The following is a 21,760-nucleotide window of genomic DNA, read 5'->3' as shown; positions in this document are numbered from 1 at the left end:
GGCGGCCCCAACAAGAACGACAGGAGACACACGATGACGAAGAAGAAGACCGTTGGATGGCCGCGCCGCGCGGCCACCTTGCTGGGCATGGCCGCCGTGGCCCTGCAACTGGCCGCGGGCGCCATGACCGCGAGCGCGCAGGCCGCCTGGCCGAGCAAGCCGATCCGCTGGGTGGTGCCCTACACGCCCGGCGGCGGCACCGACCAGAGCTCGCGCATCATTGCCGAGAAGCTCTCGGTGGCGCTGGGCCAGCCGATCGTGATCGACAACCGGCCCGGCGGCAACACGGTGATCGGCGCGGCCGCGGCTGCTTCCGCGGCGCCCGACGGCTACACCGTGTTCTTCGCGGCGCTGTCGACCATGGCCGTGATCCCGAACCTCTACGACAAGCTGCCCTATGCGAGCGATGCGCTCACGCCGGTGACGCAGCTGGTGCACTTTCCGCTGTTCCTGATGGTCGAGGCCGGCGGGCCGCTCGACAGCATGCCCAAGTTCCTCGCGGCGGCGCGCAGCCAGCCGCTGCTGTTCGCGATCGGCGGCAGCGGCAGCGGCGGCCACCTGGGCTCGGAGCTGATGAAGCGCCAGCTCAAGGCCGACATGACCGCGGTGCCGTTCAAGGCCATGGTGCAGGCCGCGCCCGAGGTCGCCACCGGCCGCGTCTCGTTCATGTTCGCCGACCTGCCGGCCGCGCTGCCGCACGTGCAGGGCGGCCGCGCGAAGATCATCGCGACCGCAGGCAAGACGCGCTCGGCGCTCTATCCCGAGGCGCCGACCCTGGCCGAGGCGGGCGTGGGCGAGATCGACTTCGACACCTGGGCCGGCCTGGCCGTGCCCAAGGGCACGCCGCAGCCCATCGTCGACCGGCTGGCGCTGGAGCTCAACAAGGTCATCGCCGATCCGGCCGTGCGCGCGAAGCTGGCGCTCATCGGCGTCGAGCCCGCGCCGTCCTCGCAGGCCCGCTTCACCGAGTTCATCGCTTCGGAGAATGCCAAGTGGCGCGCCGTGATCCAGGCCGCCGGCATCAAGCTCGAATGACGGCGCCGCCGCTGCGCTCGCTGCTGGTCTTCAACGGCGAGGCCGGGTTCTATGCGCAGGCCCTGCGCGCGCGCTGCCCGGCGTTGGCCGTGCACGCCACCACCGAGCGCGCCGAGGCGCTGCGCCTGCTGGCCGAGGTCGAGGCGCTGGTGGTCTCGGGACCGTGGGTCGACGACGCGATGCTCGCGGCCGGGCCCGCGCTGCGCTGGGTCCATGCGCTGACCTCGGGCACCGACACCATCACCGGTTCGCCCGTGCTGCGGCCCGGCACGCTCGTGACCTCGTCGCGCGGCGTGCATGGCCCGCAGATGTCCGAGCTCGCGCTGCTGCTGATGATGGCGCTGGCGCGCGACCTGCCGCGCATGCTGCGCGACCAGCGCGAAGGCGCCTGGCACCGCTGGCCGCAGCCGCTGCTGTGGCGCCGGCACGCGGTGCTGGTCGGCACCGGCCACGTCGCGCGCGAGCTGGCGCGGCGCTGCCAGGCAATGGGCATGCGGGTCAGCGGCATCTCGGCCACGCCCGCGCCTATCGACGGCTTCGACGACGTGCAGGCGCGCGAGCGGCTGCCGCAGGTGGTGGCGCAGGCCGACTTCGTGGTGGTGCTGACCGCGCACGATGCGCGCACCCACCACCTGATCGATGCGCCCGTGCTCGCGGCCATGCCGGCGCATGCGTTTCTCGTCAATCTCTCGCGCGGTGGCGTGGTCGACGAGCACGCGCTGCTCGCGGCGCTCGAGAGCGGGACCATCGCCGGCGCCGGGCTCGACGTCTACGAGACCGAGCCGCTCGCGGCCGGCCATCCGCTGCGCCGGCTGCCGAACGTGATCGCCACGCCGCACATCGGCGGCCTGAGCGACGTCTATGCGCGGCAGGTGCTGCCGATGCTGCTCGACAACGCGGCGGCCCTGGCGGCGGGCGACGTGGGCGCGCTGGTCAACCGCGTGTGCTGAGCGAGCGTCCCCGCGCCCGGACGGCGCGGGGCCACGCCCTAAACTCCCGGCCATGGCCAAGGACAAATCCATCTACGTCTGCAGCGAATGCGGCGGCACCAGCGCGAAGTGGCTCGGCAAGTGCCCGAGCTGCGGCGCCTGGAACACACTGATCGAACAAGCGGCCGGCGGCGCGAACGCCCCGGCCAACAACCGCTTCGGCACGCAGTTCGCGTCGCTCGCCGGGGCTTCCGAACTCGCGGTGCTCTCGGAGATCGAGGCCAGCGACGTCGCGCGCACGCCCACCGGCCTCGACGAGCTCGACCGCGTGCTCGGCGGCGGCGTGGTGGCCGGCGGCGTCACGCTGATCGGCGGCGACCCGGGCATCGGCAAGTCGACCCTGCTGCTGCAGGCGGTCGATGCGCTGCAGCGCGCGGGGCAGAACGCGCTCTACGTCACGGGCGAGGAGAGCGGCGCGCAGGTGGCGCTGCGCTCCAAGCGGCTGGGCCTGGACCACTCGCAGGTGCAGGTGCTGGCCGAGATCCAGCTCGAGAAGATCATCGCCACGCTCGATGCCACGCGCCCGGCCATCGCGGTGATCGACTCGATCCAGACCGTCTACTCCGACCAGCTCACCTCGGCGCCGGGCTCGGTGGCGCAGGTGCGCGAATGCGCGGCGCACCTCACTCGCTTCGCCAAGACCAGCGGCACGGCCGTGGTGCTGGTGGGCCACGTCACGAAGGAGGGCGCGCTCGCGGGCCCGCGCGTGCTCGAGCACATGGTCGACACGGTGCTGTACTTCGAGGGCGACACGCACTCGAGCTTCCGCCTGGTGCGCGCGATCAAGAACCGCTTCGGCGCGGTCAACGAGATCGGCGTGTTCGCGATGACCGAGCGCGGCCTGAAGGGCGTGGCCAACCCGAGCGCGATCTTCCTGAGCCAGCACACCGAGCCGGTGCCCGGCAGCGTGGTGCTGGTCACGCTCGAGGGCACGCGGCCGATGCTGGTCGAGATCCAGGCGCTGGTCGACGACGGCGGGCCGAGCCCGCGCCGGCTGTCGGTGGGCCTGGACCGCGACCGGCTCGCGATGCTGCTGGCGGTGCTGCACCGCCATGCGGGCGTGGCCTGCATGGACCAGGACGTGTTCGTCAACGCGGTCGGCGGCGTGCGCATCAGCGAACCGGCGGCCGACCTCGCGGTGATGCTGGCCATCACCTCGAGCCTGCGCGGCAAGCCGCTGCCCAAGGGTTTCATCGCCTTCGGCGAAGTGGGCCTGGCGGGCGAGGTGCGGCCCGCGCCGCGCGGCCAGGAGCGGCTGCGCGAGGCCGCCAAGCTGGGCTACAGCATCGCGGTGGTGCCCAGGGCCAATGCGCCGCGCAAGGGCTCGAAGGACATCGAGGGCCTGACGATCCACGCGGTGGACCGGATCGAGGAGGCGATGGACGTGGTGCGCGAGCTCGAGTGAGCGAGCGCCCCAAAAAAAAACGGGCCGCAACGGCCCGTGAAAAAACGCCTGGCGCATCGGTGGCGGCGCGCCCGGCGAGCTCCCAACCTCCTACCCCCTGATTCGTGCGTCGCTGCGTGGCGTGAACGCCGGGCCGCCGTCGCGTCGGCATTGGCCGCCGGGCGACGGGGCCGGGTTCATCGCGTTCCGGCCGCCGACGGCGGCCTCTCCCTGACAACGTGGGCCGCCGCGGCCGCCTTGTTCGTGCCGGGGGTCGCCGCTGCCGCGCAGGGCGGCGAGGCTGAGCCGGACGAAGGTGACGGAGCGTGTAATGTTCATCTGTGGTGTCTGCGGGGCCCGGGCCGATGCCCGTGCGGCGAAATGTGCCCGCGACGGCCCGCGGCGCGGGCGGCTTTGTGGCCCGGTAGCGCGAGATGCGCCTGGCGGTAGCCGGGCTCGCTACCCCGCCGCGCCGGCGCGGCGACAATGCGGGCCATGAATTTCCAGAAGTTTCTCGTGCCCGTGGGGGCGCTCGTCGTGCTGGGCGTGGCCTGGCGCAGCTATGGCTGGGGCGGCGTGGCCCTGGCGGCCGGCGCGATCGTGATGTTCCTGCTGATGCATTTCAATCGCGCGATGCAGGTGCTCAAGCGCGCGGCCGACCGGCCCGTGGGCACGGTGGCCAGCTCGGTGATGCTCAACGCCAAGCTCAAGCCGGGCGTTACGCTGATGCACGTGGTCGCGATGACGCGCGCGCTCGGCGAACTGCGCTCGCCGCAGGACGAGCAGCCCGAGCACTACCGCTGGACCGATGCCGGCGGCTCGTACGTCGACACGGTGTTCAACGGCGGCAAGCTCCAGAGCTGGACGCTGACGCGCCCGCCGGCGCAGGACGACGAGGCCGAGACTCCCGCGGTCTAATCCGAGGCCTTGCGCGCGCCGCGTGGCGCGCGCCACGGCGGATTGGTGCGCGCATGGTGGCGCGCCTCCTTCGCGAACTCGGTGCACGCGTGCGTCATCAGGTCGGCCGAGCGGTAGACCAGGTAGACCTCGAAGTCGGGCAGCTCGTCGGTGATCGGCAGCCGCTCGAGCGCGTCGCCGCTCAGCCGCAGCGGCCCGGCGCCGTGGAACACCGCGTCCGACCACATGCTGACCAGGTCGGTCTGCGTGGCGAGCTGCAGGCCCAGCAGGTTCGAGGCGCTCTGCACCATGCGCCGCGGCATCTCGAGCCCGTGCAGGCGCATGGTGCTGACCAGCGGGCTGAACGGATCGTCGACCGGGTCGAGCACCAGCCAGTCGGCATCGAGCAGCGGCCGCAGCTTGCGCACGCGGCGCAGCGGATGGCCGGCGCGCACCGAGATGTGCATCGCCACCGAGAACAGCGGCTCCCACTGGAACACGTTCGAGCCGGGCCCGCTGCAGGTCGAGATCAGGCCGAGGTCGAGCCGGCCCTCGCGCAGGCCCTCGAGCATCTGCTGCGGCCGCATCTCGAAGGCGCGCAGCGCCACGTTCGGAAAGCGCTGGCGGAACGCCGCCATGGCCTCGGGCAGCGGGCCGTTCGAGGCCACCGCGGTGAAGCCGATGTCGAGCCGCGCCTCGTCGTGGCCGCGGATCGCCTCGATGTCCTCGAGCGCATGGCGCAGCTCCTGCTCGACCACGCTGGCGCGCTTGACCAGTGCCGCGCCGTAGGGCGTGAGGCTCACGCCGCGCGTGGAGCGCGACATCAGCGTGACGCCGAGTTCGCGCTCGAGTTCGGCGATCGCCTTCGACAGCGCCGGCTGGGTGGTGTGCAGGCCGCGCGCCGCCTCGTGGATGCTGCCGTGCTGCGCCACCGCGAGCAGCACGCGCAACTGCTGCAGCTTCATCGCTTCGCGGCGGGCATCAGCGGTCGAAGGCCGCCTGCAGGCCGGCCTTGTCGCTCACGCCCTGGTGCAGCTTGAGCATCAGCAGCAGGCGCGCCTTCTGCGGGCTCAGGTCGCCGGCCATCACGGCGCCGGCATCGAAGGTGGTCTTGCCGCCGCCGACGAAGCCGTACAGCGGCATGGTGCGGCCGTTGGGCACGCGGGTGGCGATCACCACCGGCACGCCGCGCCCGAGTGCGTACTTCACGGCCTCGTACATCGAGACGTTCATGTTGCCCATGCCCACGGCCTGCACCACGATGCCCTTCGCGCCCTGGTCCACCGCGTAGCGCAGCAGCGAGCCGTCGGCGCCGCCGAACATCGCGAGGATCTCCACACGCGGCATCTCGGCGCTGCCGATGTCGATGTGCTGGCGGCGCAGCGCGGTGCGCGAGAACACCACCTTGTCGTCCCAGACCTCGCCGATGAAGCCGAAGTCGCCCGACTTGAAGGTCTCGACGTTGCCGGTGTGGGTCTTGGTCACGGTGCGCGCGGCATTGATCTGGTTGTTCATCGCGAGCATCACGCCCTGGCCCACGGCCTCGGGCGTGGTGGCGATGCGGATCGCGTTGAGCAGGTTGCGCGGGCCGTCGAAGTCCGGCGAGGACGCGTTGCGCTGCGCGCCGATCAGGATCACGGGCTTGTTCGACTTGACCGTGAGGTCGAGCCAGTAGGCCGTCTCCTCCATGGTGTCGGTGCCGTGCGCGATCACCACGCCCGCCACCTCGGGGCGCGCGAGCGCATCGTCCACGGCCTTGGTCAGGCGCGTCCACCACTTGGGCTCGACGTAGTTGGCCGACATGGCCGAGAAGTTGTTGACCTCGATGGTGGCGTACTTGCCGGCGTCGGGCACGGTCTGCATCAGGTCGTCGCCCGAGATCGCGGGCACCACGCCCTTGGTGACGGGGTCGACCTTCATCGCGATGGTGCCGCCGGTGGCGATGAACTGCACGACGGGCCGGCTGCCCTGGGCCGAGGCGGCCATCATGCAGCAGGGCGCGAGGGCCAGCAGGCAGAGGCAGTGGCGGATGAGCTTCATGGTGTTGTCCTTGTTCTGGAGGCGGCGGTGCGCCGACGCGCCATTGTGAAGGCGGCACGCACGCGAATGGCGCGCGACGGGCCCTCTCGGTAGTTCCACCGATGGCTTCGCGGCCCCGCTTCTGCGGGGGATGCCTTTTGGTTATCGGCATGAAAATTTGTGATTCCTCGCCGCCGCGCTTTGCCTGAATACTCCGCCGCCACGGGTTCGGGGTGCCATGCGCCGCATGAAGTTCGCGCTTCGCGAATCCGTCGTCCGCACAACAACACAACACCCCGTGGAGATCGAATGAGCGAAGCCGCCGCCCTGCCAGCCAGCCCCGTGCTGGGTTCCGCCCCGCCCGCCAATGCCGCCGCCACCAAGGGCGGCCAGAGCCAGTTCCGGCTGATCGCCGCCTGCTCGATCGGCAACGCGCTCGAGATGTACGACTTCACCGTCTACAGCTTCTTCGCGCTGCTGATCGGCAAGCTGTTCTTTCCCTCCGAGAGCGCCTTCGGCTCGCTGCTGCTCGCGGTCGCGACCTTCGGCATCGGCTTCGTGATGCGGCCGCTGGGCGGCGTGATCATCGGCAACTACGCCGACCGCAAGGGCCGCAAGGCCGCGATGACGCTGACCATCGCGCTGATGGTGGCCGGCACGCTGTGCATCGCGCTCGCGCCCACTTATGCCTCGGCCGGCGTGTTCGGTTCGCTGATGATCGTCGCGGGCCGGCTGCTGCAGGGCTTCTCGCTCGGCGGCGAGGTCGGCGCAGCGACCTCGATGCTGATGGAGGCCGGCGGCGTCAAGGGCCGCGGCTTCCGCGTCAGCTGGCAGCTCGCGAGCCAGGGCCTGTCGGCGCTGGCCGGCGCGCTCACCGGCGCGCTGCTCTATGCGCTGCTGCCGCAGGCCTCGCTCGAGAGCTGGGGCTGGCGCCTGCCCTTCCTGCTGGGCCTGCTGATCGCGCCGGTGGGCCTGTACATCCGCTCGCATCTCGAGGAAACGCACCAGGCCGAGAGCCATGAGTCGAGCCCGATCGGCCGGCTGCTGCGCGCGCACGGCGGCACCGTGTTCAAGGGCATCCTCGCGACCACCGCGGGCACGGCCACCATGTACCTGGTGGTGTTCTTCATGCCCACCTACATGATCCGCGTGCTCAAGATGCCGCCCTCGCTGTCGCTGCTGTCGGGCTGCGTCACCGGCATCACGCTGTTCGTGGTGTCGCTGGTGGCGGGCCGGCTGGCCGACCGGCTCGAGCGCCGCAAGCCGCTGGCGATCGGCTCGCTGCTGTTCAGCCTGGTCGCGGTGGGCCCGGTGTTCTGGCTCATCAGCCACCATCCGAGCGTGCCGCTGGTGCTGTGCCTGTCGGCGCTGCTCACGGCGAGCGTGAACATCGGCACTACGCCGATGTTCCTGATGCTGCTCGAGATGCTGCCGATCGGCGTGCGCGCCAGCGGCATCTCGGTGATCTACAGCGTGGGCGTCACGATCTTCGGCGGCTCCTCGCAGTTCATCGTGACCTGGCTGCTGGCGCAGACCGGCAACCCGCTCTCGCCGGCCTTCTACATGATGGCCTGCGGCGTGCTGAGCATCGGCGCGCTGCTGAGCCTGCGCGAACGGCGCGTCGGTTGAACGCCGCCTTCCCCTCCCTCTTTCCGCGACACGAATCCCTCCCATGACCCGCGAACTCAGCCTCCAGACCACCAAGCTCCTGTCCCGCCTGCTGCCGCCGATCGAGATCGACACCGAGGCCTTCGTCGACATCCGGCGCCGGATCCATGCCGAGCCCGAACTCGGCTTCGAGGTGCGCGCCACCAGCGAACTGGTCGCGCGGCTGCTGCGCGAATGGGGCTACGAGGTGCACACCGGCATCGGCAGGACCGGCGTGGTGGGGCAGCTCAAGCTCGGCAGCGGCACGCGGCGCCTGGGCATCCGCGCCGACATGGACGCGCTGCCGATCGTCGAGGCCACGGGTCTGCCCTATGCGAGCCGGCAGCACGGCCGCATGCATGCCTGCGGCCACGACGGCCACACGGCGATCCTGCTCGCGGCCGCGAAGGCGCTCGCCAAGAGCCGCGACTTCGACGGCACGCTGAACCTGATCTTCCAGCCCGACGAGGAGAACCTCTGCGGCGCGCGCGCGATGATCGTGGACGGCCTGTTCGAGCGCTTTCCCTGCGACGCGGTCTATGCGCTGCACAACGCGCCCGGCGTGCCGGCGGGCAGCTTCATCGTGCAGGCGGGGCCGGTCACGCTCTCGTCCGACGTGGCCGACGTGACGATCCAGGGCAAGGGCGGCCATGGCGCGATGCCGCACCGCGCGCAGGACCCGGTGGTGGCCGCCGCCGCCACCGTGACCGCGCTGCAGAGCGTGGTGGCGCGCAACGTCGCGCCCGACGACACGGCGGTGCTGTCGGTCGGCTTCATCCGCGGCGGCGCCACCCACAACGTGATCCCGCAGTCGGTCGCGCTCGGGCTCAACGTGCGCGCGGCCCGGCCCGAGACGCGCGCGCTGGTGGAGTCGCGCATCCGCGAGATCGTCGCGCTGACGGCGCAGGCGCATGGGGGGGAGGCCAGCATCGACTACCGGCCGCTGGTGCCGCCGGTGGTCAACACCGAGGCCGAGAGCCGGCTGATGACCGAGGTGTGCGCTGCGCTGGTGGGCGCGGACAAGGTGGCGGCCACGGTGCCGCGCGGCTTCGCGGGCAGCGAGGACTTCGCCTGGATGCTGGCCGAGCTGCCCGGCTGCTACGTGCTGCTGGGCAACGGCGAAGGCGAGTTCGGCGGCTGCATGGTGCACAACCCCGGCTACGACTTCAACGACGAGGTGCTGCCGCTGGGCGCGGCCTGCTGGGTGCGGCTGGCGCAGACCTACCTGGTGGCCTGACGCCCGCCGCGCCGGCTCAGAACGGCGCGTCTTCCTCTTCGGCCGTGGCCGCGGCCGGCGCGGTGGCGGCGGCCTTCGGCGCTTCCTCGGCCGGTGCCGCGGTGAACGCCGCCTCGCCGCCGAGCGCGTCGAGCAGCGCCGGCACCAGCTGGCCCAGCTCGCCGGTGGCGATCGCCACGTCGGCATCGAAGTTGTCTTCCTTCTTGCCGCCGCCGGCGCCTTCGTCGGTGCCCTCGAGGAACACGATCTTGCGGATCTGCAGGCCGTGCGTGAGCTCGAAGGACACGCGGTCGTCCCAGGTCAGCGCGAGGCGGGTCGGGCGCTTGCCGTCGGCGATGTGCTGCTTGACCTCGTCGATGTCGAGCGGGTGCTTGGCATAGCGCACCACGGCCTTCGATTCGTCGGTGGCCTTGAGCTCGCACTCGCGGTCGATGGTGAAGCCCGCGGGCGGTTCCTGCGAGGCCAGCCATTCGGACATGGCGGCCGCCGGCTCGATCTGGGTGTTGAGCTGCATCGTGCCGAAGCCGGTGAAGTTCTGCACCAGGCTGCTGACCACCTCGTCGGCGCGCGCCGCGTTGGAGCTGTTGACCACCAGCCGGCGCTCGGCCTGGTCGACCCAGACCGTGACGCGCGCGGTGCGCGTGAAGGCCATCGGCAGCAGCTCGTGCGTGATGTCCTCCTTGAGGTCCTTCTTTTCCTTCTTGCCGGGCTTGCGGCCGGTGGTGGCCTCGATCTGCGCGCAGCGCTCGTCGAGCTTGCGGCGCACCACCGAGCCCGGCACCGACTTGCTCTCGATCATGTACTCGAGCAGCCACTGGCCGTCGATGGATTCCACCAGCGGGCCGTGGGCCTCGCCGCGCGGCTCGACCCAGCCGGCCGACTTCTCCTGCGAGGCGCCGCAGGGCTCGAAGCGCTGCTTGCCCAGGCCTTCCTCGGCCTCGGCCAGCGTTTGCGACCAGCCGGGCTCGATGCGGTAGACGATGACGTTCTTGAATACGGACACGGAGAATCTTTCCCTTCAATCGCTCGTTTGGCGTAACCGGCCATTGTCGCGGCGTCGGGCCGGTTCGCGCCACCGGCGGTGCATGGCCCGGGGCGCCGGTCAGGCAAGAGCGGCACGGCGCCGTAAAATCGGCGGCTTTGGCGGCCTTCAGGCCGCACCCCACAGCCTCCCCCCGCTGAAGGCTTTCTGCAAAAGCTCCCAAAGGAATCAGGAAATGAGCTCGATCCCCCCCTCGCTCGACGACCGTGACGGCAAGATCTGGATGGATGGCGAACTCGTGGACTGGCGCGACGCCAAGATCCACGTGCTGAGCCACACGCTGCACTACGGCTGCGGCGCCTTCGAGGGCGTGCGCGCCTACAAGACGGCCGACGGCGGCACGTCGATCTTCCGCCTGGCCGAGCACACCGAGCGCCTGTTCAACAGCGCCAAGATCCTGCGCATGAAGATCCCGTTCACGCAGGAACAGCTCAACGAGGCCCAGAAGCAGGTCGTGCGCGAGAACAATCTCGAGAGCTGCTACCTGCGCCCGCTGATCTGGATCGGCTCCGAGAAGCTCGGCGTGAGCCCCAAGGGCAACAAGATCCACGCCATGGTCGCGGCCTGGTCCTGGGGCGCCTACCTCGGCGAGGAAGGCATGAAGCGCGGCATCCGCGTGAAGACCTCGAGCTACACGCGCCACCACGTCAACATCACGATGACGCAGGCCAAGACGGTCAGCAACTACACCAACTCGATCCTCGCCAACATGGAAGCGCTGGACGACGGCTACGACGAGGCGCTGCTGCTCGACGCGAGCGGCTTCGTGTCCGAGGGCGCGGGCGAGAACGTGTTCGTGGTCAAGAACGGCGTGGTCTACACGCCCGACCTGTCGGCCGGCGCGCTCAACGGCATCACGCGCAACACCATCCTGCACGTGTGCAAGGACCTCGGCATCGAGCTGGTGCAAAAGCGCATCACGCGCGACGAGGTCTACATCGCCGACGAAGCCTTCTTCACCGGCACCGCGGCCGAAGTCACGCCGATCCGCGAACTCGACCGCGTCGAGATCGGCAACCGCGGCGACGGCGGCGCGCGCGGCCCGGTCACCGAGAAGATCCAGGCGGCCTTCTTCGACATCGTGAACGGCAAGAACCCCAAGTACGCCCACTGGCTCACGAAGGTCTGAAGAACATGTCCACCACTGCAGTCGTCGAACTCCTCGCGAAGGAGCTCAACCACCAGGGCGGCGTGTTCTGCCCCAGCCCCAAGGCCGACATGAAGCTCTGGAACAGCCACCCCAAGGTCTACCTGGACGTGGCGCGCACCGGCGAGGCCAAGTGCCCGTACTGCGGCACCACCTACCGGCTCAAGGCCGGCGAGGTGGTTTCCGCGCGGCACTGACGCGGCGATAGAAGAAGAGACCGGGGGAGGCCCGGAACATCCATGAAGATCAACGTCGCGATCACGATGGAGATCCGGGCCGATGCTCGGCAATCGATCTGGTTCAACGGCGCCAACCAGCACTGCGTGTACCTCTACATGCTGCTGAAGCGCTCGCCGCTGGTGGGCGAGGTCTGGCTGGTGCACGGCGACGGCGTCGCCGCCTATGCCGAGGGCATGATGCTCGGCGAGCTGGCCGGCGCGCTGCGGCCGCTCTCGGCGGTTATCCACCAGACCGACCTGCTGATCGAGATGAACGCTTTCGTTCATCCGACGCATGTCGAGGCGGTGCGCCAGCGCGGCGGGCATTGCGTGTCGTACCGCTTCGGCAACGACTACGTGGTGGCGGTCGAGACCATCAACTTCCAGGCCAATCCCTGGCTGCCGAACCCGCACCGCGTGCAGTTCGACGAGCTCTGGACCAACCCGCAGCACGCCCACACCTGCAAGAGCTACTTCGAGGCCGTGTACCGCGCGCCGGTGCACGTGCTGCCGCACGTGTGGTCGCCGTACTTCCTCGAGCAGAGCCTCGCGGCCAATGCCGAGCTCAAGGCACGCTTCGGCTACCGCAACCAGGGCCGGGCCAAGCGCATCGCCTTCTTCGAGCCGAACCTCAACGTGGTGAAGAGCTCGCTGATCCCGATGCTGGCGGCCAACGAATGCCATGTGCGGCGGCCCGAGCTCGTGCAGCACGTGTACATGACGAACACCTTCGACAAGAAGGAGAACACGGCCTTCAAGCACATCGCGCTGGGACTGCGGATGGTGCAGGACGGCAAGGCCACGGCCGACCCGCGCGCGCCCTTCGTCGAATGGGCCGCGCACCACACCGACATCGTGGTGTCGCACCAGTGGGAGAACGGCCTCAACTACCTGCTGTACGAGGCGCTCTACGGCAACTATGCGCTGGTGCACAACTCGCCGTTCCTGCGCGAGGTGGGCTACTACTACCCCGAGTTCGAGGTCTTCGAGGCAGCCGCCGCGATCGAGCGCGCGGCCGAGACGCACGATGCGCAGCTGGATGCGCAGGCGCAGGCCAACGCGGCTTTCCTGCGCACGCTCGACCCGGCGCATGCGCCGAACATCGAGGCGCACGACGCGCGCATCCGCGCGCTGTTTTCGAACTAGTTCTCGTCGGCCACGCGCACCACGCGCTTGCCGAAGTTGCGGCCCTGCAGCAGGCCGATGAAGCCGGCCGGCGCGTGCTCCAGGCCCTCGACGATGTCCTCCATCGGCCGCACTTCGCCGCGTTCGATCCAGTCGCCCATCTCGCGGCGGAAGGCCTCGAAGCGCTCGCCGTAGTGGTCGAGGATGACGAAGCCCTGCATGCGGATGCGCTTCTGCAGCAGCGAGGCCATCAGCAGTGGCAGGCGGTTCGTCCCCTGGGTTTCGCCGTCGGCGTTGTAGTCGGCGATGTGGCCGCAGACCGGCACGCGCGCGCCGATATTGAAGAGCGGCAGCACCGCGTCGAACACCGGCCCGCCGACGTTCTCGAAATAGACGTCGATGCCCTTCGGGCAGGCCGCGGCGAGGCGCTCGGCCAGCGCGGGATCGTGGCGGTCGAGGCAGGCGTCGAAGCCCAGCACGTCCACCGCGTGGCGGCACTTGTCCGCGCCGCCCGCGATGCCGACCACGCGCGCGCCCTTCAGCCGGGCGATCTGCCCGACCATCGCGCCGACCGCGCCGGTGGCCGCGGCCACGACCACAGTCTCGCCGGGCCTGGGCTGGCCGATGTCGAGCAGGCCGACGTGGGCGGTGAAGGCCGGCATGCCGAGCGCGCCGAGCGCGAGCGAGGGACGCGCCATCTCGCCCAGCGGCATCAGGTCCTGGCCGTCGGACAGCGCGTAGTCCTGCCAGCCGGCGTTGCCGAGCACCAGCTCGCCGGCGCGGAACCGCGGGTGCTTCGAGGCCACGACGCGGTTGACCGTGCCGCCCACCATCGGCTGGCCCAGCGGCACCGAGGCCGCGTAGATCGGCGCGACCTCGTCCATCAGCTGGCGCATGTACGGGTCGAGCGAGAGGTACAGCGTGCGCAGCAGCACCTGGCCCTCGGCGGGCGCGGGCACGGCGCCCTCCTCGAGGCGGAAGTGCGCGGGCGTCGGCAGCCCGCGCGGGCGCGCGGCGAGGACGAGGCGGCGGTTGACGGTGTCGCTTTGGGGCATGGGCAGGGGCTCCTGGGTGGTGGAAGGGCGATGACCTGGCAGGTAATTAGACCGGTCGTCTAGAAGATGGCCGCAAAAAAGGGCGGGAGCGACATCGGTCGTCCCGCCTCTCAGCCGACCGGGGTGGGAACGGGGGCCAGACCCAGCGCCTGCCGGGTGCCGGCCATGGTGCGGTCGAGCGGTGCGCGGTCGCGCGCGATCTTCGCGAGCAGGCTGGCGCCGAGCCAGCTCTGGTAGAGCGAAACGGCCTGGGCCTGCGCGGGATCGCCGGCTTCGGCGGCCGGCAGCGAGCCGTCGGCGCGGCCGGTCTCGATGCAGCGCGCGAGCCGGTCGGTGATCTGGCGGATGCCGCGGTCCAGCGCCGCGCGCATGGTTTCCGACAGGTCGCAGACCTCGGCGCCGAGCTTCACCACGAGGCAGCGGCTCTGGGCGTCGTCGCCGGTCTGCGAGTCGAGCCAGTCCTGGAAATAGGCGACCAGCTGCTGCGCGCCCGTGCCCGACTCGGCCAGCAGGGCGTCGGTGCGCGCGAGGTAGTCGCTGAAATAGGCCTCGAGCACCGCCTCGCCGAAGGACTCCTTCGAGCCGAAGTAGTGATAGAACGAGCCCTTCGGCACCCTGGCCAGGCTCAGCACCTCGGCCAGCCCGACGGCCGTGAAGCCCTTGCGCAGCAACAGCGGATGCGCCACGTCGAGGATGTGGCGGCGAACGTCGGGAGGCGTGGCGACGGCAGTCATGGCGCCGGACTCTAGCGCCGATTAGACCAGTCGTCTAGTACGAGATTCCGGAGTCAGCCTGGTGCCGCCGCGCGCTTCGAGGCCTCGGATTCGCCGCCGATCCGCCGGCCCGGCCAGAGGTCGCGCCAGGGCTCGGGGTCCTGCCGTTCCTGCGCCAGCCGCAGGTAGACCATGGCGATCCACAGCAGCGCCAGCCCGATCTGCGCGTCGCGCAGCGCCGAGTTCACGCAGGAGGCGATCAGCGCGATCAAGGTCGCCGCCAGCGCATAGCGGCCCGCGATGTCGGGCCGCTTCCAGGCCTGCCAGACGGCCGCGACCATGATCGCGAGCAGGCTCAGCAGCCCCGGCAGGCCGCCCTGCGCGCCCATCCAGAGGAAGTCGTTGTGCGGCATGTTCGAGTCGGCGAACAGCGCGGGGCCGCGCTGGTGCCATTGCTCGGTCCAGCCGCCGATGCCCCAGCCGGTGAGCGGCCGGTCGGCGATCATGCGGCCGGTGTCGCGGTACATGAAGTAGCGGATGACCATGCTGCCGTGGAAGATCTCGCCGGCCTGCGCCTTCTCGATCTCCTGGACGCCGAGCTCGACCTTCTGCTGCAGCTGCGGCAGCTGGTAGAGGCCCGCCCCGAGCACCACGGCGCCCACGATCAGCGCCGCCGACAGCGCCTTCAGGTGGCTGCGCCACTGGTGGATGCACACCAGCGGCAGCACCAGCAGCAGCGCCAGCACCGAGGTGCGCGAGGTCAGCGGCAGCGCCACCACCGCCATCAGCAGCAGCACCAGCGCGAAGGCCGGCAGCGCGCGCAGCGGCCTTCGCGCCGCGATCTGCGACAGGCCCCAGACCGCCGCCGTCGACGCCACCACGCTGAACAGCAGCGCATTGCTGATCGACTTGTTGCCGACCTCCATCACCACGCCGCGCAGCGGCCCCCAGATGTGGAAGCCGCCGACCGCGTAGAACACCACCACCAGCAGCAGGTTGAGCGCCGAGATCAGCAGGAAGCCGCGCAGCGCCCACATCGCCTCGTCGCGCGCGAGCGCCATCGCCATCAGCAGCGTGGCGGCGATGCGCAGCCCGTGCACCAGGTTCGAGGGGGTCTCGGGGTAGTGCGGCCGGATGGCCAGCACGATCAGGGTCCAGGCCACATAGGCCATGACCGGCCACCACAGCGGATTGGCGCGCAGCCGCGCGATGCGTTCGCGGCCGTTGCCCGCCGCCAGCAGGGCGACCAGCAGCAGCAGGGCCGAGAGGTAGGTGACGCCGACCGGCATGTACACCGCGAGCCCCCAGAACATGGCCGCGGGCCGGACGATGTGCGATCTCTGCATAGGGCGCGGATTCTAGGGGGCCGCCTTCCGGCGCAACCTGACTTCACCCCCGGCGCGCGCGGGGCTTGGGCGCGCGTGCCTCAGCCGCGCGGCAGCCGGATCACGAAGCTCGCGCCGCCGCCGGGCCGGTCCTCGCAGCGCACCGTGCCGCCATGCCGCTCGGTGATCGACTTGACCAGCGCCAGCCCGAGGCCGACGCCGCCGTTGCGCTCGCTCGCGCCCGGCAGCCGGTAGAAGGGCTCGAAGATGCGGTCGCGCAGCGCGGCCGGCACGCCCGGGCCGCGGTCGTTCACGCGCACCGTGGCCTGGCCGTCGGCGCTGCCGAGTTCGACCGAGATCTCGCCGGCGCCGTAGCGGCGCGCGTTCTCGAGCAGGTTGCGGATCGCGCGGCGCAGCAGCCGCGAGACGCCGGGCACGGTCAGCGCCGCGTTGTCGGTGCCCGCCACCAGGTCGAGCTCGGCATCGACGCGCGCGCATTCCTCGGCGGCCAGACCGGTCAGGTCGACCGCCTCGATGGTGCCCATGTCGGCCTCGCTGGCGTCCAGGCGGCTGGCCAGCAGGATCTCGTCGATCAGCTGGTCGAGCTCGGCGATGTTGCGCGAGATCTCGGCGCGCGCCGCGGGGCTCGGCTGGTCGCCCATGAGCTCCAGGCTCATGCGGATGCGGGTCAGCGGCGAGCGCAGCTCGTGCGAGGCATTCGCCAGCAGCGACTTGTGCGAGCGCACCAGCTGCTCGATGCGCACCGCCGATGCATTGAAGCGCTTGGAGAGATCGGCCACTTCGTCCTGCCCTTCCTCGGTGACGCGCACCGACAGATCGCCCTCGCCCCAGCGCTGCACGCCGCGCTGCAGCGTCTCGAGCCGCTTGGTGAGCCGGCGCACGATCGGATAGACGCCGAGCGCCACCGCCACGCCGACCAGCGCGATCATCCAGCCCAGGCCGAAGGGCGTGCGCCAGGGCGCGAAGCCGCTGGTGCCGGTGGCGCGCTCGCGCGGTGCCACGCGCAGCGTGATCGCCTTGCCGTCGCTGAGCGTCACGTCGAACTCCAGCCCCTGGCCCGGCACGCGCAGCGCCTTGCCGGCGCCGATCTGCTTGTCCTGCGCGTCGAGCACCACCACCTCGCGCGGCACCGGCGCGAGCCGCTCGCGCTCGGCCTCGGCCGCCACGCGCACGATCCAGTTGGCCATCAGCGTGAGGATCACCACGCCGCCGACCACCGCGAGCCAGATGCGCACGTAGAGGTGGCGGGAATACAGATTGATCATGGGGAGGTGTGGGGCGCGGCGGCCGGGGTCGGCCGCGTTTTTCGGAGAGGTGCCGCGAGCGGGACGGACATGACCCGCCGGCCGTTCAGTCCTGCTGCTTGGCGAACACGTAGCCCACGCCGCGCACCGTGAGGATGCGCTTCGGATTCTTCGCGTCGACCTCGATCGCCGCGCGGATGCGGCCCATGTGCACGTCGATCGAGCGGTCGAAGGCCTCGAGCTCGCGGCCGCGCACGGCTTCCATGATCTGGTCGCGCGTGAGCACCCGGCCCGCGCGCTCGGCCATCGCGACCAGCAGGTCGAACTGGTAGGAGGTGAGGTCGGCGACCTGGCCGGCCACCGAGACGGTGCGCGCGTTGCGGTCGATCTCGAGCGTGCCGAAGCGCATCATCGACGCGGCCTCGGCCTCGGTGTTGCTCTCGCCGCGGCGGCGCAGCACGGCGCGGATGCGCGCCAGCAGCTCGCGCGGCTCGAAGGGCTTGGGCAGGTAGTCGTCGGCGCCGATCTCCAGGCCGATGATGCGGTCCATCGGGTCGCCCTTGGCGGTCAGCATCAGCACCGACACCTTGGAGATCGCGCCCGGCAGCGCGCGGATGCGGCGGCAGACCTCGAGGCCGTCGGTGTCGGGCAGCATCAGGTCGAGGATGACGAGGTCGGGCGCGTGCTGCTGCAGCAGCTCGAGGCCGCTGGCGCCGTCGCCCGCATGGTTGAAGCCGAAGCCCGACTGGGTGAGGTATTCGCCGACCATCTGCGCCAGGCGCTGGTCGTCTTCGATCATCAGGAGTTGAGGGGTGCTCATGCGCTTCATGGTGGTCCACCGGGAGCAAGCTGGCTTGAACGCTCCGTAAAGTTGCGTAAACCTCGTGCGGCCATGTCAACCGGCCGGCACTGCGAAAAGCATAGCGCCGTCCTCGTGCCGCGCCGCCGAAAGCCGCTGGGCGTCACGGTATTCGGGCAGCGCGAGCAGGGCCTCGAGCGCGACGGCATCCAGCGCCGGATCGCAGGCGCGCGCCCGCGCGAGGATCTCGCCGGCCAGCCGGCGCAGCTGCGCGGTCGAGGCCCGGATGCGCGCCTTGAAGGCCGCGTCGTCGAGCCGGTCCTTGAGGCTGCGGTTGAGCTCGGCGAACCACGGCATCGAGGCCTGGTCGAGCATCGCCGCGCGGTTGCGCTTGTCGCTCGCGCCCGACCAGGCACGCAGCAGCGCCTGCACCGCGATGTTGAGGCGCTGGCAGTGCTGCAGTTCGTCGCGCACGCTGCCCAGCAGCGCCAGGTCGGTGAGCCGGCCCTGGAAGAAGATCTGCGACAGCACGCCCCAGTAGTAGGCGTAGTCCCAGATCACCTTCACCGGCAGCACCTCGGGGTCGCCGAACAGCGGGTACTGGCCCTGGTAGAGCGCCAGCGTGCTCTCGTAGAACGAGTGGTAGATCTGGTCGTAGAGCTGCGCGCGCGCCTCGATCGAGCGGCCGCGCCGGTCGTGCGCGATCAGGTCGGTGATGTAGGTGTTGCCGATCGCGATGAAGTCGCTGCCCGGCGAATAGAAGGGGTCGAGGAACAGGCCGGCCTCGCCGGTCAGCGCCCAGCGCCGGTCCGAGAACACCTGCTTGCAGCCGTACGAGAAGTGGCGCAGGAACGCGAAGTCCTGCAGCAGGTGGCGCTTGCCGTCGAGCGCCTCGTAAAGCCGCGGCTGATAGGTCGCGAACCAGTCCATCGCCTTGTCGAAGGTGTCGATGGTGGCCAGCGGATGCAGCTTCTGGTCGGCCACGATGCCCACCGAGTGCGAGCCCGAGGCCAGCGGGATCAGCCACACCCAGTAGCCCGCGCCCACCAGGTGGTTGGTCGACAGCCAGCGCGCCTGCGGGTCGCAGCGCGCGCGCCAGGCCTCGTCCTCGCTCCAGTGGTCGATGGTGATGCGCTCGCCGATGCGGAACCACACGGCGTTCACGTCGTGGTCGTTGGGCTGCGCCAGCCCGAGCTTGCGCTTGAGCAGGCCCGCGCGCCCGCAGGCGTCGATCAGCCAGCGCGCCTCGGTGTCGCGGGTTTCGCCGCCCTGGGTCCATTGCAGCCGGTGGTGGGTGGCGCCGTCCTCGGCCAGCTCGATGCGGCGCACGAAGGCGTCGTCGGCGAAGTGCACGCCGTGGCGCGCGGCCTCCTGCGCGAGGTAGTTCTCGAGGATGCCGCGGTCGATCTGGTAGCTGGGCACCGACAGGTAGCGGCTGGCGCCGATCTCGGTCACGCCGTCGATGTCGCGCCGGCCCTCGCTGAAGAAGAAGCGGAAGCCGAACTTGCGCAACTGCTCGTTCTCGAAGTGCGGCTTCAGGCCCAGCACGGTGTCGAAGTAGTGGGCGCCGATCTCCACCGAGGATTCGCCCACCTTGTGCGCCGCGTGCGGCACCGGGTGCGCGCGGCGCTCGAGCACCAGCACCGAGAGGTCGTCGAAGCGCTGGCGCAACTGCAGCGCCAGCGTGAGCCCCGCCAGACCGCCACCCATGATCACTGCGTCGTAGCGCGGGGCGGTCTGCTTCATGCGGGTTCCTTCGTCAGTGTCCGCCGGGCCGCAGCCGCAGTCTCAGCGAGAGGGTGGGGGACAGCGGCAGCGCGACCTCGGCGCCGGCCGGACCGTCGAGCCGCGCGAGCGCCTCGAACAGGCCGAGCGCCTGCGCCATCGGATTGACCTGTGCGAGCGTCTGCGCCGCCTCGGACGTGGGCGGCGTGCCGGCCGCGCCGTCGCTGGCCAGCGACCAGTCGAGCGCCGCCACCGTGCGGTCGGTGGGCTCGGGCGCCAGCACCAGCGCCAGCGCGAGCTGGCCCTGGCTGCCCGTCACGGCCGCCAGCGGGCCGGTGGCGGGCGCGTCGTAGCCCACCAGCAGCACCGCCTCGCGGTCGGCCGCGCACTGCGCTGCGGCCTCGAGCAGGGCCGCGCCGAAGCTGCTGTCGTAGGCCGAGATCGAATTGCTCGCGGCCATGCAGCCGGTGCCGATGGTCCAGTAGCCCACGGCGGCGTTGTGCACCGAGTTGTGGAAGCGCGTGGGCGACAGCACCGAGGGATCGGTGGCGAGCGTGCTGCACATGTAGTCGTTGATCGACAGGTCGCCGTGCGCCGAGACGAACACGCAGGGCAGGTCGGCCGCCTGCCGGCCCGAGCCCGCGATGGCGGCGGCGGCCACCTCGAGCGCCAGCGCCACGGTGTCGGGCGCGCGGCGGCGCTCGGCCGGGGCCAGCACCTGCGGCGCCGGGCGCTTGGCCGGCGGATCGGCGAGCGCGCCCTCGCCGCGGAAGGCCGCGCGCGCTGCCTCCCAGCCGGGCAGGGTGGGGGCCCAGAAGGCCGGACCCTCGATGTAGATCGTCGGCGCGGCGCTCATGCCTGCGCCGCCTTGCCGAACACCAGCGCGCAGTTGTTGCCGCCGAAGCCGAAGGAATTGGAAAGCGCGTAGCGCACCTCGCCGTGCGCCGGCGCGAGCCGGATCTGCGGGCCGAAGCCCGGGTCGAGCGCGGCCGAGTTGACCGTGCCCGGCATCAGGCCGCGCTCGATCGCCAGCAGGCTGATCACCGCCTCGACGATGCCCGCGGCGCCCAGCGTGTGGCCCGTGAAGCCCTTGGTCGAGCTCGCATGCGTGCGCGCCGGGAAGCGGCGCGCCACCAGCGCGCCCTCGACCTCGTCGTTCTTCTGGCTCGCGGTGCCGTGCATGTTGATGTAGTCGATCGCCTCGGGCGCGAGGCCGGCGCGCGCCAGCGCCTCGTCGAGCGCGCGCTCGGCGCCCAGGCCCTCGGGATGCGGTGTCGACATGTGGTGCGCGTCGCTGGCCTCGCCGTAGCCCAGCAGCTGCAATCCGGTGGCGGAAGCCGCGTCGGCGCGCTCGAGCAGCGCGAAGCCCGCAGCCTCGCCCAGGCTGATGCCGTCGCGGTCCGGATCGAAGGGCCGGCACGGCCCGCCCGACACCAGCTCGAGCGAGTTGAAGCCGAACAGCACGCTGCCGCACAGCGTGTCGACGCCGCCGACCACGGCCGCGTCGACTAGGCCCAGGCGGATCAGCCGCTCGGCCGAGGCGAACACCTTGGCGCTCGACGAGCAGGCGGTGGAGATGGTCTCGCTCGGCCCTTCGAGGCCCAGCACTTCCTGCACGAACATCGCGAGCGAATGCGGCGTGTGCACCGCCGGGCGGCGCTGCGCGGGCGGGAAATGGCCGTCGGCGTCGAGCTGGGTGTAGGCCAGCTCGGTCTCGCCGATGCTCGAGGTCGAGGTGCCGAGGATCAGCGCGATGCGCGCCGCGCCATGGCGCCGGCGCGCCGCGGCCACGGCCTCGAGGAAGCCGTCGGCCGAAAGGCCGAGCCAGGCCAGCCGGTTGTTGCGGCAGTCCCAGTGCGCGAAGGCTTCGGGCAGGCGGATCTCTTCGAGGCCGTCGACGCGGCCGATCCAGGTCGGCAGCGGCGCGGGGCCGAAGTCGTTGGCGCGCAGGCCGCTGCGCGAATGTTCGAGCGCTTCGGCAAGCGGCTCCTTGCCGACGCCGACGGCCGAGGTGGCCGTGTAGGCGCTGATCTGGAGGGGAGGAATGCGGGCGGGCACGGTGTGGACGTGGCTGGGCGGTGACGCGGTTGGAGGAGTAGTTCTAGTGGTCGGGGCTGGGGGAAGCAGCGCAAAGCCTA

20 protein-coding genes are annotated in these 21,760 nt (G+C 70.9%); 9 read left to right on the top strand and 11 right to left on the bottom strand.

Annotated elements, in window-relative coordinates; all coding sequences use genetic code 11:
• The first annotated feature begins 33 nt into the window (after nt 1-33).
• From ACEN9J_RS19290 to ACEN9J_RS19275, 4 genes are all read left to right on the top strand, one after another.
• Nucleotides 34-1,035 (top strand): Bug family tripartite tricarboxylate transporter substrate binding protein, encoded by a 1,002-nt coding sequence (locus tag ACEN9J_RS19290; RefSeq protein ID WP_057592761.1) that lies wholly within the window; start codon nt 34-36, stop codon nt 1,033-1,035.
• A complete protein-coding gene (locus ACEN9J_RS19285) occupies nt 1,032-1,985 on the top strand; it encodes a D-2-hydroxyacid dehydrogenase (protein ID WP_413761796.1) in 954 nt (317 codons plus the stop codon). The genes ACEN9J_RS19290 and ACEN9J_RS19285 overlap by 4 nt, the downstream gene beginning before the upstream one ends.
• Before the next feature lie 52 nt (nt 1,986-2,037).
• Nucleotides 2,038-3,429, top strand: a complete 1,392-nt coding sequence (radA, locus tag ACEN9J_RS19280; protein WP_057592763.1) for a DNA repair protein RadA — start codon at nt 2,038-2,040, stop codon at nt 3,427-3,429.
• A gap of 465 nt (nt 3,430-3,894) precedes the next feature.
• Nucleotides 3,895-4,326, top strand: coding sequence for a glycerate kinase (locus tag ACEN9J_RS19275; RefSeq protein ID WP_413761795.1), 432 nt, complete (start codon nt 3,895-3,897; stop codon nt 4,324-4,326).
• Here ACEN9J_RS19275 and ACEN9J_RS19270 read toward each other — a convergent pair.
• Entirely contained in the window at nt 4,323-5,270 is a 948-nt protein-coding gene (locus ACEN9J_RS19270; protein WP_057592765.1) for a LysR family transcriptional regulator, read from the bottom strand. The genes ACEN9J_RS19275 and ACEN9J_RS19270 overlap by 4 nt on opposite strands.
• 16 nt (nt 5,271-5,286) lie before the next feature.
• Entirely contained in the window at nt 5,287-6,345 is a 1,059-nt protein-coding gene (locus ACEN9J_RS19265; RefSeq protein ID WP_413761794.1) for an asparaginase, read from the bottom strand.
• A gap of 288 nt (nt 6,346-6,633) precedes the next feature.
• Between ACEN9J_RS19265 and ACEN9J_RS19260 the strand changes: the two genes are divergently transcribed.
• Both ACEN9J_RS19260 and ACEN9J_RS19255 read left to right on the top strand, forming a co-directional pair.
• Nucleotides 6,634-7,953, top strand: a complete 1,320-nt coding sequence (locus ACEN9J_RS19260; protein ID WP_413761793.1) for an MFS transporter — start codon at nt 6,634-6,636, stop codon at nt 7,951-7,953.
• 43 nt (nt 7,954-7,996) lie between these two features.
• Entirely contained in the window at nt 7,997-9,208 is a 1,212-nt protein-coding gene (locus ACEN9J_RS19255) for a M20 aminoacylase family protein (RefSeq protein ID WP_413761792.1), read from the top strand.
• Between the two features lie 16 nt (nt 9,209-9,224).
• Here the strand turns inward: ACEN9J_RS19255 and ACEN9J_RS19250 are convergent, their stop codons facing one another.
• Nucleotides 9,225-10,211 carry a recombination-associated protein RdgC gene (locus tag ACEN9J_RS19250; RefSeq protein ID WP_413761791.1) on the bottom strand — a complete coding sequence of 329 codons (987 nt, stop codon included), beginning with the start codon at nt 10,209-10,211 and terminating at the stop codon, nt 9,225-9,227.
• Nucleotides 10,212-10,425: 214 nt separating this feature from the next.
• Here ACEN9J_RS19250 and ACEN9J_RS19245 point away from each other — a divergent pair, with 214 nt between their 5' ends.
• From ACEN9J_RS19245 to ACEN9J_RS19235, 3 genes are read left to right on the top strand one after another with little or no spacing between them, the layout of a single operon-like run.
• Nucleotides 10,426-11,379 (top strand): branched-chain amino acid transaminase, encoded by a 954-nt coding sequence (locus ACEN9J_RS19245; RefSeq protein ID WP_413761790.1) that lies wholly within the window; start codon nt 10,426-10,428, stop codon nt 11,377-11,379.
• A gap of 5 nt (nt 11,380-11,384) precedes the next feature.
• On the top strand, nt 11,385-11,594 hold the full coding sequence (locus ACEN9J_RS19240) for a zinc-finger domain-containing protein (protein WP_208513281.1): 210 nt from the start codon (nt 11,385-11,387) through the stop codon (nt 11,592-11,594).
• A 42-nt stretch (nt 11,595-11,636) separates the two neighbouring features.
• The gene (locus tag ACEN9J_RS19235) at nt 11,637-12,761 is read left to right on the top strand and encodes a DUF2827 family protein (RefSeq protein ID WP_413761789.1); all 1,125 of its coding nucleotides are present in this window, start codon (nt 11,637-11,639) and stop codon (nt 12,759-12,761) included.
• Here the strand turns inward: ACEN9J_RS19235 and ACEN9J_RS19230 are convergent.
• The 8 genes from ACEN9J_RS19230 to ACEN9J_RS19195 form a co-directional block, all read right to left on the bottom strand.
• Entirely contained in the window at nt 12,758-13,795 is a 1,038-nt protein-coding gene (locus ACEN9J_RS19230) for an NADP-dependent oxidoreductase (protein ID WP_413761788.1), read from the bottom strand. The two genes, ACEN9J_RS19235 and ACEN9J_RS19230, sit on opposite strands and share 4 nt — an antisense overlap.
• A 110-nt stretch (nt 13,796-13,905) precedes the next feature.
• Nucleotides 13,906-14,529, bottom strand: a complete 624-nt coding sequence (locus ACEN9J_RS19225; protein WP_296738460.1) for a TetR/AcrR family transcriptional regulator — start codon at nt 14,527-14,529, stop codon at nt 13,906-13,908.
• A 53-nt stretch (nt 14,530-14,582) separates the two neighbouring features.
• Complete coding sequence (locus ACEN9J_RS19220; RefSeq protein WP_413761787.1) at nt 14,583-15,854, bottom strand: O-antigen ligase family protein; 1,272 nt, start codon at nt 15,852-15,854, stop codon at nt 14,583-14,585.
• 80 nt (nt 15,855-15,934) lie between these two features.
• On the bottom strand, nt 15,935-17,119 hold the full coding sequence (locus ACEN9J_RS19215; protein ID WP_261211925.1) for an ATP-binding protein: 1,185 nt from the start codon (nt 17,117-17,119) through the stop codon (nt 15,935-15,937).
• Nucleotides 17,120-17,204: 85 nt separating this feature from the next.
• Complete coding sequence (locus ACEN9J_RS19210; protein WP_057592776.1) at nt 17,205-17,927, bottom strand: response regulator transcription factor; 723 nt, start codon at nt 17,925-17,927, stop codon at nt 17,205-17,207.
• Between the two features lie 66 nt (nt 17,928-17,993).
• The gene (locus ACEN9J_RS19205) at nt 17,994-19,643 is read right to left on the bottom strand and encodes an NAD(P)/FAD-dependent oxidoreductase (RefSeq protein ID WP_413761786.1); all 1,650 of its coding nucleotides are present in this window, start codon (nt 19,641-19,643) and stop codon (nt 17,994-17,996) included.
• A gap of 13 nt (nt 19,644-19,656) precedes the next feature.
• Nucleotides 19,657-20,478, bottom strand: a complete 822-nt coding sequence (locus ACEN9J_RS19200; protein WP_413761785.1) for a beta-ketoacyl synthase chain length factor — start codon at nt 20,476-20,478, stop codon at nt 19,657-19,659.
• Complete coding sequence (locus tag ACEN9J_RS19195; protein WP_172705403.1) at nt 20,475-21,680, bottom strand: beta-ketoacyl-[acyl-carrier-protein] synthase family protein; 1,206 nt, start codon at nt 21,678-21,680, stop codon at nt 20,475-20,477. Before ACEN9J_RS19195 ends, ACEN9J_RS19200 begins: the two co-directional genes overlap by 4 nt.
• Between the last annotated feature and the right edge of the window lie 80 nt (nt 21,681-21,760).

This window comes from Variovorax sp. Varisp41 (genome assembly GCF_047325085.1).
In the GTDB taxonomy this organism is placed as follows: Bacteria; Pseudomonadota; Gammaproteobacteria; order Burkholderiales; family Burkholderiaceae_C; genus Variovorax.
The sequence above is the reverse complement of the archived record's forward strand: the minus strand, read 5'-3'. Positions and strand labels throughout refer to the sequence as shown.